Origin of the sequence: Rhizobium herbae, from assembly GCF_017873135.1 — a bacterium.
GTDB lineage: Bacteria > Pseudomonadota > Alphaproteobacteria > Rhizobiales > Rhizobiaceae > Pararhizobium > Pararhizobium herbae.
In genome coordinates this window covers 45916-58010 of sequence record NZ_JAGGJV010000015.1, presented here as the reverse complement: position 1 = coordinate 58010, position 12095 = coordinate 45916, and the positions used below count along the sequence as shown (strand labels likewise).

Genomic DNA, 12095 nt, shown 5'->3' with positions numbered 1-12095 from the left:
GCCCAAAAGCATTCCCGGAGCTTCACCGCGAGAAGGCCATGCTGTCTGTGCCGCCCGGCCTTGGGCCTTGGCGGCCTACAATGTGTTACATAACTGGCGAACTCTGACATACCCGGGATACGTCACACCAGCTTAATGCGGCTATCGACCGCTATCTATATTGAGATCGGTTTTCGGCGACCGCCGACACCGGAGGTGAATCCACCTCGTCATGCTCTGATCGATGGCACTGCCAGTCCTTTCAACAGATCTAAGTCATGGAGAATTCAATGAGCACACAATTGAAACGAAAAATTGCGTTCGCGCTTTTGATGGGCGTCGTGACGACAGGGATGATCTCGTTCGTCATCCTCGCATTAAATCTGGGTTTCTCTGAAAAATTCGCCCTCGCGTGGCTGCGTTCATGGGGCATTGGCTACGTGATCGTCATCCCCGCGATCCTACTGATCGGCCCGCGCGTACAAGCCCAGGTCGAGCGCCTGATCAAGTGAACCGCTACTAGGTTATCGAGGTATCGCTCATGTCAAAACTATCGCTGGCCGCACTGACCGCCTTCATCCTGAGTTCTTCCATCGCTTGGGGGTGTACAGACATCCCTGCAGACCGCGCTCAGAATGTGGAGGTTGGATACACCGCCGTCGATCGTGACGTCACCCTTAGAAGAATGGTCGTTCACAACTCCAAACCGAAGGTGACCGTGCTCTTGCTGCATGGTTTTCCTGAGATCATGTGCGCTTGGACGGATATTTCGTTGAAGCTCGGCAAAGACTATAAAGTCCATGCGATCGACTGGCCCGGGGTACGGTCTTTCAACGAGACCCCCGGCCGGGAAATTTTCTTATGCGCCAAAAGAGTACGCTCGAATTCTACAGGAATGTGCAGATAAGGCGGAAATTCGGACGGACGAGCTCACGATCTACGCGACAGATATTGGAGCTCTACCAGTATTGCTCCTGGCTCTAGAAAATCGCGCTATCGCGCGAACGATCATTTTTGGCGACTTCGCTCCTTTCAACAGGCTGCAATATATGTATGAAAGTCTGCAAAATCTGAAGTCGCAAGCTTCGGCGGATCAAACCCGCGCTTACCTGAACAAGAACCGTGACGACATCCTTGAGAACGCCTACAGGCGAGGCCTTCCTAAAGAAGGCCAGTTCGACGTGTCTCCTGCACAAGGCAGACATGTATCCGGGTGGAATGACCTCCGCCGACGCCTTCTACCAGTACTCCAATTTCACGCGAGACCAAGATTATTTTGAGGCGAACCTGGCCAACCTCAAAACCCGCGTGAAAGTGATTTGGGGTGGTAAAGTGATTTGGGGTGGATATCTACATCAAGAAGGCGATGGGAATTGAATTCGCCAAAACGATCAACGCCGAACTGAGGCTCCTGCCTGTCATGGGATACTACCCACATCTCCAGGATGCCGAGCAAATCGTTCAAGAGATCCGCGCGTCATTTCAATAACCTGTGCTGGCGGCGCTCTGGCGGACCACGTCCGCCGCGCTCGCCAACCAGCGACCCGCCCGTTCTCCGGCTTCACTCACCGTTAACGCTTGTTTAGGTGACACGATACAACGCAGATATGCGCCTTTCTCAAAGCCTAACGCTCTTCCCACCGCGGTTGGGGCCGTTTCAACCTTCGAACAGCGGCGGCAAGGCTGGCCACCTCCGACTGCGGAAACGACCAGCCAGAGAAAAAAGATTTCAAACGAGACCCCTCAGAAGCGCCGGGATTTGCTCCGATACCGTTGGATGGATCGGAACAGACCACTGGAGATCGGTGTAGCGGGTCCCGGTGCTCATGGCGTCGATGATCCCGTGTATGGCTTCATCGCCTTCTATGCCCAGAATCGCTGCTCCGAGGATTTCCTTGGTATCTGCGTCGGCCAATACTTTCATGAAACCCCTTGTTTCACCGCGTTCCTTTGCCCGTCCTACTGCGGCCATCGGTCGCCGAGAAACAAGCACCCTGCGTCCTGAGGAGGAAGCCTCCCTTTCGGTCATCCCGGCACGACCCAGGGGTGGGTCGATGTAGAGGGCATATACGGGAATCCGGCTCGACAGCTTACGGTCTTCGCCATCGAGCAGGTTTGCGGCAGCGATCTCGAAGTCGTTGTAAGACGTGTGCGTAAAGGCTCCTCGCCCGTTGCAGTCGCCGAGCGCCCATATGCCCGCGACGTTGGTCGCCAGCCTGTCGTCAACGACGATGTAGCCACGGGAATTTACCGCGACACCGGCGACGTCAAGGCCCAGATCATCCGTGTTCGGCGTACGTCCGGTCGCAACAAGAACGTGACTGGCGTTGACGGCGGCATCACCGAAGGATATCAGAACCCCATCACTGCCGCGCACGAACGTGATGTTTTCCGCTCCTGTGCGGACGTGAATTCCCTCCGCCTCAAGGATTACCCGAATGGCTTCGGAAGTGTCCTCATCCTCGCGCGAAGCCACATGGGTTGCGCGCTCGATCACGGTAACTTCCGAGCCGAACCGTCGATACATCTGTGCGAACTCCAGGCCAATATAGCTTCCGCCTATGACAGCGAGGTGGCGAGGCAGGGTGTCGAGGTCGAGGATTGAAGTGCTGGTCAGATAGTCGACGTCGTTGATTCCGGGAAAGTCTGGAATGACCGGGCGAGCTCCGACGTTGAGGAATATCTGGGGGGCGGTGAGGGTCTCGCCGTTGATGCTGATACTGTCGGCTGCCTTGAACCGAGCATGGCCATAGACAATGGTGACGCCATCCATGTTGCCGAGCCAATCTGCCAGTCCATTGCGAGCATCCATGGTCACCTTGTTTGCGCGGTGTCGAACGACTTGCATATCGACGGAGATTGCGCCCTCGATTTTAACGCCCAACTCGGAGCCGCGCCGGCTGATATATACCGCTCGGGCGCTAGCAACCAGCGTTTTCGTAGGCATGCAACCGGCATTGACACAGGTTCCGCCGAGGAACTTTCGTTCAATAAGCGCCACCTTCATGCCGCGTTCGGCCATTCGCGCTGCTAGGAAGGGGCCGGCCTGGCCAGCGCCAATGAAAATCGCATCGAACCGTTGCATCTCAGTGCTCCGAACTATCCAGACGTTAATCCTCGAGGACGCGTCTCACCGCAGCTCCTCGCTACAGACCAAGCTTATCACACTACATTGTCTGTCCTGGCGCACCGACCTTGCGCTCGAAGCAACAGCCCGGTTTCTTCAAGTGAAGGTGTCTGCTCCGCGCAGGACAGCTGTTTCAAGGCTTGGCGGCGGCGCGCAGCTTGCGATATTGCGCTGTCGGAAGGCCGCCCCAACCCCAGTTGTCAAGGTCGACCTCCTCAATCACCACATAGGTCGATTCAAGCGGCTTATTGAGGACGTCGAGCAGCACCTGACTAACCCCCTTGATGATGGCAGCCTTTTCTTCGACGGAAATCGAACTACGGTCGGGTGTGGTTCCTTCGCGGGTAACCTGTACGGTGACGATAGGCATTGCAGTCTCCTTTGGGGGGCAAGGTCTTGATGTGCTGGTTTCGGCACCATCCCGAACCCGCATCTGGTGCTTACCAACGTCCGGCGTTTTGGCCGCCATCGACATGAAGAATTTCGCCGGTGACGAAGCCAGCAGTCTCGAGATAGAGGACCGCATCGACGATATCGCGAATTTCGCCCATTCGCCCCACGGGGTGCAGGCCGGCTAGGGCCTCGTGCGTCTCCGGTGGGTTCATCGGCGTCTTGATGATCCCCGGCGAGACAGCGTTGACGCGAATACCGCTTTTGGCGAATTCGATGGCGAGCTCTTTCGTCACGGCGTTAAGGCCGCCCTTGGTCAAGGAGGCAAGCGCTGCGGGTACACCGGCAATTGGCTGATTGACCAGGCTTGTGGTGATCGTGACGATATGGCCGCAGCCCTGTTTCAGCATTTCGGCGGCGACGCGCTGGGTAATGTGGAAGAACCCGGCGACGTTGACGCCCATGTTTCTGTCGTAGTCTTCCTGGGTGAACTCGATGAACGGCTTGGCAACGAAGACACCCGCATTGTTCACCAGCGTGTCGATACGGCCGAAGTGCTCTAGCGCTTTGCGCACAACGCGCTCGGCAGTCTCGGGCTTGCTGATATCGCCGGCCACTGCGAGAATATCAGCATCGGAATAGGCCTCGACGGATCGGGAGGTGGCGATGACGCGGTAGTTCCGGTCGCGGTAGGCGCGCACCAGGGCTGCGCCGATCCCTTGCGATGCGCCGGTGACGATGGCGATTTTCTGTTCAGTGCTCATGATCTGATCCTTTCACGGAGGTTGAGTGCATCGTCAGTTCGATGCACGTTTGTTCGGGGCGAAGCACAGCAAAGAGCTTGGGATTTTGTGCCCAATGGTTTGCGCTTCCGGTACTGGTCGATTGCGGGCGCTTAAGGCCGCATAGCCTTGAATGCGGTTCTAATCTCTTGGCTAAACAATTCGGGTTCCTCCCAAGCTGCGAAGTGTCCGCCCTTGGAAACCTGGTTGTAATAGACGAGGTGAGGGTAGGCCTTGGAGAGCCATTTCTTCGGTGGCTTGTAGACTTCGCCGGGAAAGATGGTGACCCCGACGGGAACATTGATGGGAGTCAATTTCGCTCCGGAAGCGGCATTCTCCCAGTAAATCCGTCCGCTCGAAGGGCCGGTATTCGTCAGCCAGTATAACGTGATATTGTCGAGTATTGCGTCCTTACCCAGAGCAGTCTCCGGATCTCCGGTCGTAAAAACCCAGTCGGCGATCTTGTCGTATAGCCATGCCGCCAGGCCGACAGGTGAGTCCGCGAGGCCGTAACCTATCGTCTCGGGACGGGTATTCATGATGGCCGCGTAGCCGAAGCCGTTGTTCACGAAATCACGAACCTCTCCAAAGACCATCTTTTCTTCCGGGGAGAGAGTGTCTGGTGCTGGTGTGCCGTTCATGAGCGCCTGTGCTGCTGCGGTGGGAAACGTTGTCGCGCGTTCGACCCGGTTGACGTGGATGCCCAAGAGACCATCGGGTGCTTGGCGGCCAAGGGCATCACTGATGATCGCGCCCCAATCTCCGCCTTGGGAGACATAGCGATTATAGCCGAGACGCTTCATCAACATGTCCCATGCCGCGGCGATGCGTTGAGGATTCCAGCCCGTGCTGGTCGGTTTCTGCGAGAAACCGAAGCCGGGGATCGACGGGAGCACCAAATGGAACGCATCTTCTGCCTGACCGCCATGGGCGGTCGGATCTGTGAGCGGTCCTATGACGTTCAGTAATTCGAAGACCGAGCCTGGCCACCCGTGTGTCATGATAAGCGGCAGAGCGTTTTCATGCTTTGAACGAACGTGGATGAAATGGATGTCCAGGCCATCGATGTTGGTCAGGAACTGGGGTGCCGCGTTGAGCTTCTCTTCGGCCTTGCGCCAGTCGTAGGACGTCCGCCAATAATTGACGAGCTCCCTCAATTGGGCCGATTGCACGCCCTGAGACCCGTCGCTCACCGTTTCGTCATCCGGCCAGCGGGTCACGGCAAGACGCTGCCGCAAATCGATGAGTACGGTCTCAGGAATGTCAGCCCGGAACGGCCGGATCGCCCCGGCGGCGGAAACTGCATCGACCGCGTCAGCTGCGATTGCCACCAGCGGGAGGATGGCCGTGGACAGTCCGATCGCAGCACTGCCGACCAATAGAGAGCGTCGGGACATCTGCACTGCTTGATTTGAATTTTGTCCTGTCATGACTGCCTTCCTTGGTTGGGGCCTATTTGACCAGTTCGACGAGGGCGACGCCCTTGCTGACGATGTAGGTGGCAAGTTCCGAAGCCTTGGCGTCACCGACGTTCCTGGCGGAATGCGGTGTTCCAGCAGGAATGAAGAGCGACTGGCCTGCTCTGAGCGTGACGGGCTTTTGCCCCTCGAGCTCGTACTCAAGCATACCCTCGATCACATACGCGACTTCTTCTCCGGGATGCCTATGGCTGACCGCGAAGACGCCTGGCGCGAAGTCGACCCTGACCTGGACAACTTCCTTTCCGGAGACGCTGATGTCGCTTTTGATGAGATCGGTTCGCTGCACCTGCAATTGCTGGGCCTGGACCGTCGAAAACGGCATGATGGACAGCGCAATGGCTGAGATGATGATCATGTGAGTGTTCATTTGTTTCTACCTTTTTAGGTTTCAGATGTTGCCGATAGGGCGGCGAGGGCGGGTTGCCCAAGCTCTGTCTCAGAGCGGCAGGGGCTGGCCGGCCCGTTCCGCCACGATGTAAGTGGCATACCAGTCTGGCCAGTTTGCATCGTGTTGATCACCATTCCGCTTTTCGTGTTCACCGTGTGCGGAGGCGGCGCGTCGAAGCGCGGCCGCAAGCTCGATCGATGAAGTGAACGTCGTTATGTCCGTGTCTACGCGTCCTGGCAGCCTGTCGGTCACCTCCTGCAGGAGCCAGGAGTTGCCGTCCGGGTCACTGAATGTGGCGAACGAACCATAGCTGCGCCGCTGCGGATCCAGGCCGTTGATCGCAGGCTTTCCCGGACCTGTACGGTGAAACACGTCGCTTACAGCAACGCCGCGGACGATAAGCTCGGCACGGGTCGCCTCGATGTCCGAGACGATAAGGAAAAGGCCCTGAGCTGAACCGGGTTCAGCTGATGTAGCGTTCGTTCCAAAGTGCACGGAACTGGGTGAGCCGGAGGGAGTGACCTGTACGACCCTGAACGAATCTCCGACGGTGAAATCGGCATCCAGTCTCCAGCCAAGGCCCGTGTAGAAGGTCTTGGCGCGTTCCACATCCGAAACCGGGATGGTGGCAACCTCAAGCTTCATGTCGAGAGGTCGCGCGATCACGGTCCGGATTGCCGTTTCGGATATTTTCTCTTGCTGACGGTCCATCTGTGGCATTGTCGTTTCCCTTCTGATGTTGGGTTGGTTGCTGTGGATCGGCACTAAACGGTGGCCGGGGTGCGGTAACGAGCCGGTGGGGTGCTAAGGGAAAGGCTCGGGATCAATCTCTGCCTTGCCGCTTCGTATGCGTCCCAATCCGCCCCATCCGGTAGCGATGGAATCGTGACCAGCTCACCCTGGTCCAAGCCGGCAAGTGCTGCATCGACGAGGTCATCCGATTGCATGACCATCTTGCTGGGCAGTTGCTCAACGGAGCCGCCGGCCGCGGCCCAGAAATTGGTCGCGGTGGCACCGGGTAGCACGGTTTGGATACGGACGTTCCTGTCGGAAAGCTCCTTGTGAAGTGATTGGCTGAACGCCAGCACAAAGGACTTGGTACCGCCATAGACGCCGTTTAAAATCTCCGGCGCGATGGCGACGGCCGAGGAAATGTTGATAATTGTGCCACGTCCACTAGCCACGAAAGCCGGAACAACAGCGTATGTAAGCCGTGTGAGCGCGATGACGTTCAAGGCGATCATCGCCTCCATCTCATCGACGTTTGATTCAAGCAGCGATACCAGAGCGCCGACGCCGGCGTTGTTGACCAGCATGGTGATGGCGGGATTGGTGGACAACAGGGTCTCGATTCGCTTGAGATCCATCTTGTTGTTGAGGTCGGCCGCGACGGTTTGCACGTTACGGCCCGTTGCGCTGATCAGGCGGTGGGCCACATCGTCCAACGCGCTTTGGTTGCGTGCCACTAGGATGAGGTCGTAGCCGCGACGCGCCAGGCGATCGGCATAGATCGCTCCAATACCGGCGGATGCGCCGGTGATCACAGCGATACCGTTTTTGGAGGTCTTCATTGGGGCTTCTCCTGTTTGATGTGCGCGCGTCGAAGGCGCGCTAATTCAGATCGCATCGATTGATTTGATCGAGGATGCGAGAATTAGTCCTGTGTGAGGGTCTCGGTGTAATGACCAAGTTTGCGTTCGATCTCGCCGTTGGTTTGCAGACCCAGTTTCATAAGTTGGGTGATTTTGGCTTGCGCCTCAGGACGTTGAACGGATGTTATGAATGCATCCCATCCGGCGGCGATCTCCGGATCACTGGGAAGGCTTGCGAAATCGACCAGCCGCTTGGTGTCGGCAATCGCGTTGCCGTCAAAGTTCGAGATGCGCATGGCGAGCGCATTCACGAACCCGTCAAGCTGATCGTCCGGCAGCGAGCGATTGACGTAGCCATATCTCTCGGCCAAATCGCCGTCGATGTCGTCGGCGCCGAGCAGAATTTCGAGTGCCCGCCCGCGGCCCATCAATCTTGGAAGCCTTGCCATCGGTCCGCCACCCGGCACGAGCGCCGCGCCGACTTCCCACTGAGATAGGATGGCCTTTTCGCGGCTTGCGAAACGCATGTCGCTTGCCAGCGCAAGTTCGCTCCCGACACCGGTCGCTCTTCCACGGATCAGACTGATCGACACGACCGGTGCGCGAGACAACCGAACCAGCATGTCGGGCAGAGGATGAAGACCAGTCGGCCCGGATGGCAGGCCCGTGGAATCTGTGAGCGGAGGAACGAAATCATAGTGGGTGAGAAAAAACCCAGGAACCGCGCTGTCGAATACGACGACCTTGAGGTTCGGATCATTTTCGATCGCGGTGACCACAGTATTAAGCTGCGGGATGGTTTCCGGGCCGAAAATGTTGAATGGCGGATTGTTGAATGTTACGCGCCAGTAGGAAGGCGTGCGGCGCTCCACAAGAACCTGATTTGCGGATGACGTTGCGCTTTGTGGCGAAGTTTTTGCCGTCACTTGGGTTGTAGCAATTTGAGTGGGTGCGGTAGCGTGCGAATCCGCGCCGGCCGCCGGGGCCGCACTGGCACTCATGATTGCGACGGCAAGAATTCCCGCCGAGACAGCACTGGGCTTATTTGCCCCAATAAAGTTTCGCTGCGTCGGAACACTCTTCTCTACGGCCGCGGCACCGAGCGGCGCCTTCGGTAGTCGCCCGTGCGGTAGAGGTGAAAGCGATACTGATGACATGTCGTCCTCCTGTATTGAACCGCCAACTCTCAGGCAGTTCCGTTGGAATTTTCGATGGCCGGCGGCCGCTTTCCCAATGAACAGATGGTAGGCGCAGTCCAATTGGGGCGCCACTTAAGCTCTGTGAGCAAACCTGAAATATCCTGAAGCCATCTGATCGCTTGCCTAAGGGGCGGATACCGTTCAATGCGCTCGATGGAGAAGCGGCCATTGCGTGTGCGTGAGTCCTAAATTATAAATTTCCAGTCAGAACAACTGAGACGTTATCGCCGTGGGACAGATCGAGCTACGCGTGTTTGAGTTCCGCGGTTGGGAGATCGATCTCGCGCGTCGGGAGTTGCGTGCGCTTGGCTCGGTGGTACCGATCGGCAGCCGTGCCTTCGAGATTATCGAGACGCTGTTGGATTCGCCCGGCGAACTGGTGACGAAGGACGATCTGATGAAGCGGGTGTGGCCCGGTCTCGTCGTCGAGGACAACACGATTCAGGTCCATATTTCAGCGATCCGGAAGGTACTCGGCGAGGATAAAAATATCCTCAAGACAATCGCCGGCCGCGGCTACCGCCTGCTCGGCGACTGGACAGCCCGGCCAGAAAATTTTACCGAGCAGCCCCATCTGCACGAGCAGGCGCAGTCTACAGCGGTTGCATTCAGGACCAATATTCCGATGGCTGCCTCGCCGCTCGTCGGGCGCGAGACCGCAGTCGAGCAACTCAGCGAGCTTGTCTCGGCCTATCGTGTGGTGACACTGACAGGCCCGGGCGGCATTGGAAAGACAGTGCTGGCATCTGAAGTTGGCCGCAGGGTGTTTCCAACCTTCCAGGGTGATGTCTTGTTCATTGAGCTGGTGTCGTTATCAGATCCCGATCTGGTTTCTTCGACAGTCGCTCATGTCCTTAGTCTGCGAATACACGGCGAGAAGCTGTCGCCGGAATTGGTGGCGAGGGCGATCGGCGGCAGAAGGGCCCTGCTGATCCTCGACAATTGCGAGCACGTCATCGAGGCTGCAGCGGCGCTTACCGAAAACATCGTTCACGTGTGTCCGGATGTCTGCGTGCTGGCGACCAGCCGGGAACTCCTTCGCATCGATGGCGAGTATGCTTATCCTGTGCCGTCACTAGAGGTGCCGGCACAGGATCTGGAGGGCTCGCAGGATGCCTTGGAGCACAGCGCCGTCCAATTGTTCGTCGCGCGGACGCATTCACTGAGGGCAGATTTTGAACCGCAGGATGATAAACTTCCGGCGATTGCTTCGATCTGCCGTCAACTCGACGGCATTCCACTCGCCATAGAATTCGCTGCTGCTCGGGCAGCAACGCTTGGTATCCAGCAGGTTGCAGGGCGTCTCGATGATCGCTTTGCGTTGCTTACCGGCGGACGTCGCACCGCCCTGCCGCGGCATCAGACGCTACGCGCGACGCTGGATTGGAGTTACGACCTACTGCCCGAGACAGAACGGCGGCTTCTTCGGCATCTTTCGATCTTCCCAGCGGGATTTACGATCGAGGCGGCCGCGGCGGTGGTAGATGACCTGGAAACGAGTGTCGCACTCGGTATTTCCAGCCTGGTTTCCAAGTCGCTGGTGGTGCTGGACGGATCGGAGGTGGCACGACGGTGGCGACTACTGGAATCAGTTCGAGTGTACTCGCTTGAGAAGCTGGCGGATGCGGATGAACATGGGAGGGCCATGCGCCACCTCGTGGAGTTCTGCTTGATTTTGTTCTCACCGTTCGCGCCGGAGAGTGAGATCGACCCGCCAATCGATGATCTCGAAGAGTATCGCCGCGAGATTGGCAATCTTCGTGCGGCACTGAATTGGGCGTTGTCGTCTGGTACAGACGCTACTCTCGGAGTCGCGCTTGCAGCTACTGCAAGCGATTTCTGGGTTGCCGTGTCACTGGTCGCTGAGGCAGGCGAGTGGGCCGAAAAGGCGCTCGGACAAATCGGCGACGCCACTGGAACCCGCACGGAAATGGTTTTGCGATGCAGCCTCGGCTACGCTCTGATCTATACTCAGGGGATGAGCCCGCGCGCGCGGCAGATGCTTACGGGTGGGCTGGCGCTCGCACATACCTTTCAGGATTTCGACTACCAGCAGCGCGCAACCTGCGGCCTTTGGCTCTTTTCCGCTCGCTCCATGGCGTTGAAGGATGCGCTCGCTTTTGCTCGGGAGTATGAAGAAGTTGCCAGAGGGCGTGACCTCCAATCTCGATCAACTGCCGCTTGGTTGGTGGGAATACCGCAAACGTATTTGGCATCGCACGCCGAGGCAAATGAGCAGTTGCAGTGGGCGATTGACCAATATCCCTGCGCAAGGCGGCGGCGCGATATGATGCGACTGGGCGCCGATGTGCGAACGTCGGCAAAGGCGCACAACACGGTCAATCTGCTGTCGCAAGGTTTTCTGGATACAGCCTCCCGAACGGCAGGCCGGGCGATCGAAGAGGCACGCGAAACAAATCAACCGTTCGTAGTGTGCGTGGCTCTTGCGTGGGCGGCCGGCTTCGTCGCGTTGAGCCTTGGCGAGTTCGACAAGGCAAGATCCTTTGGCGAGGAACTCGTACATCTCGCGTACAAACACGGGTTGCGCCCGTTCCACGCAGTTGGCCTCTGCGTCAAGGGCAGTCTGGCGGCGAGGGGTGACAACCCTGAAGCAGGGATCGCTCCTCTTCGCGCCGGCCTCGCTGAAATGCAACAAGCAACTTATCTTCTGTTCTATCCCTTTTTTTTGACGGAGCTTGCCGCCGCATTAGGAGCGATCGGTCGGGTCGACGAGAGCCTTGAGGAAATCGGTAAGGCGCTGCGCTTTGCGGTCGAGACAGACTACCGCTGGTTCGTGCCTGAAATCCTCAGGGTAGAAGCTGAACTTCTCGTCCTGCGTGGTTCCGATGATCCGGCGTTGATCGAGAGTCTCCTGCGCCAATCGATGGGGCAAGCTAGTGCGCAGCAAGCCGTTTACTGGGAACTATCTGCAGCTGTGTCCTTGGCTGAGCGATTGCGACGTGTGCAAAAACACGACGAGGCGGTTGAGGTCCTGGCGCCCGTATATGATCGTCTTAGCGAGGGCTTCTTTGCGCCGAGAGTCAAACGGGCCAAGACACTGTTAGACGAATTGGCATAATTCGAGTCGTTCCGCCGTCGAAAGATACCTCAGGATGGAGGTCGAGTTGGCTTTCGAACCACTCCTGGCGCTGGTCTG

12 protein-coding genes are annotated in these 12095 nt (G+C 57.8%); 4 read left to right on the top strand and 8 right to left on the bottom strand.

Going from position 1 to position 12095, the window contains the following annotated elements; all coding sequences use genetic code 11:
* Window positions 1–269 precede the first annotated feature (269 nt).
* From J2Z75_RS28570 to J2Z75_RS29455, 3 genes are all read left to right on the top strand, one after another.
* Complete coding sequence (locus J2Z75_RS28570) at window positions 270–491, top strand: DUF2798 domain-containing protein (RefSeq protein WP_209857301.1); 222 nt, start codon at window positions 270–272, stop codon at window positions 489–491.
* Window positions 492–520: 29 nt separating this feature from the next.
* Window positions 521–886, top strand: a complete 366-nt coding sequence (locus tag J2Z75_RS29460) for an alpha/beta fold hydrolase (protein ID WP_234937637.1) — start codon at window positions 521–523, stop codon at window positions 884–886.
* A gap of 435 nt (window positions 887–1321) precedes the next feature.
* The gene (locus J2Z75_RS29455; protein WP_234937636.1) at window positions 1322–1468 is read left to right on the top strand and encodes a hypothetical protein; all 147 of its coding nucleotides are present in this window, start codon (window positions 1322–1324) and stop codon (window positions 1466–1468) included.
* 240 nt (window positions 1469–1708) lie between these two features.
* On the opposite strand, the gene J2Z75_RS28560 is transcribed toward J2Z75_RS29455, so the two are convergent.
* The 8 genes from J2Z75_RS28560 to J2Z75_RS28525 form a co-directional block, all read right to left on the bottom strand.
* Complete coding sequence (locus J2Z75_RS28560; protein ID WP_209857300.1) at window positions 1709–3064, bottom strand: FAD-containing oxidoreductase; 1356 nt, start codon at window positions 3062–3064, stop codon at window positions 1709–1711.
* Window positions 3065–3239: 175 nt separating this feature from the next.
* A complete protein-coding gene (locus tag J2Z75_RS28555; protein ID WP_209857299.1) occupies window positions 3240–3476 on the bottom strand; it encodes a tautomerase family protein in 237 nt (78 codons plus the stop codon).
* Between the two features lie 70 nt (window positions 3477–3546).
* Window positions 3547–4260, bottom strand: a complete 714-nt coding sequence (locus tag J2Z75_RS28550; RefSeq protein ID WP_209857298.1) for an SDR family NAD(P)-dependent oxidoreductase — start codon at window positions 4258–4260, stop codon at window positions 3547–3549.
* A 131-nt stretch (window positions 4261–4391) separates the two neighbouring features.
* Window positions 4392–5708, bottom strand: a complete 1317-nt coding sequence (locus tag J2Z75_RS28545) for an epoxide hydrolase family protein (protein WP_209857297.1) — start codon at window positions 5706–5708, stop codon at window positions 4392–4394.
* Between the two features lie 22 nt (window positions 5709–5730).
* Window positions 5731–6114, bottom strand: a complete 384-nt coding sequence (locus tag J2Z75_RS28540) for a cupin domain-containing protein (RefSeq protein WP_209857326.1) — start codon at window positions 6112–6114, stop codon at window positions 5731–5733.
* An 81-nt stretch (window positions 6115–6195) separates the two neighbouring features.
* Complete coding sequence (locus J2Z75_RS28535) at window positions 6196–6858, bottom strand: VOC family protein (RefSeq protein ID WP_234937639.1); 663 nt, start codon at window positions 6856–6858, stop codon at window positions 6196–6198.
* A gap of 53 nt (window positions 6859–6911) precedes the next feature.
* Window positions 6912–7718 (bottom strand): SDR family NAD(P)-dependent oxidoreductase, encoded by an 807-nt coding sequence (locus J2Z75_RS28530; protein ID WP_209857296.1) that lies wholly within the window; start codon window positions 7716–7718, stop codon window positions 6912–6914.
* Window positions 7719–7801: 83 nt separating this feature from the next.
* Window positions 7802–8896, bottom strand: coding sequence for an enoyl-CoA hydratase/isomerase family protein (locus tag J2Z75_RS28525; RefSeq protein ID WP_234937635.1), 1095 nt, complete (start codon window positions 8894–8896; stop codon window positions 7802–7804).
* A 271-nt stretch (window positions 8897–9167) separates the two neighbouring features.
* Between J2Z75_RS28525 and J2Z75_RS28520 the strand changes: the two genes are divergently transcribed.
* Window positions 9168–12017, top strand: a complete 2850-nt coding sequence (locus tag J2Z75_RS28520; RefSeq protein WP_209857295.1) for an ATP-binding protein — start codon at window positions 9168–9170, stop codon at window positions 12015–12017.
* Window positions 12018–12095 lie beyond the last annotated feature (78 nt).

Coding starts and splice junctions, on each gene's coding strand:
- J2Z75_RS28570 (WP_209857301.1), top strand. CDS start 270: ATGAGCACACAATTGAAACGAAAAATTGCGTTCGCGCTTTTGATGGGC.
- J2Z75_RS29460 (WP_234937637.1), top strand. CDS start 521: ATGTCAAAACTATCGCTGGCCGCACTGACCGCCTTCATCCTGAGTTCT.
- J2Z75_RS28560 (WP_209857300.1), bottom strand. CDS start 3,064: ATGCAACGGTTCGATGCGATTTTCATTGGCGCTGGCCAGGCCGGCCCC.
- J2Z75_RS28555 (WP_209857299.1), bottom strand. CDS start 3,476: ATGCCTATCGTCACCGTACAGGTTACCCGCGAAGGAACCACACCCGAC.
- J2Z75_RS28550 (WP_209857298.1), bottom strand. CDS start 4,260: ATGAGCACTGAACAGAAAATCGCCATCGTCACCGGCGCATCGCAAGGG.
- J2Z75_RS28545 (WP_209857297.1), bottom strand. CDS start 5,708: ATGACAGGACAAAATTCAAATCAAGCAGTGCAGATGTCCCGACGCTCT.
- J2Z75_RS28540 (WP_209857326.1), bottom strand. CDS start 6,114: ATGATCATCATCTCAGCCATTGCGCTGTCCATCATGCCGTTTTCGACG.
- J2Z75_RS28535 (WP_234937639.1), bottom strand. CDS start 6,858: ATGGACCGTCAGCAAGAGAAAATATCCGAAACGGCAATCCGGACCGTG.
- J2Z75_RS28530 (WP_209857296.1), bottom strand. CDS start 7,718: ATGAAGACCTCCAAAAACGGTATCGCTGTGATCACCGGCGCATCCGCC.
- J2Z75_RS28525 (WP_234937635.1), bottom strand. CDS start 8,896: ATGTCATCAGTATCGCTTTCACCTCTACCGCACGGGCGACTACCGAAG.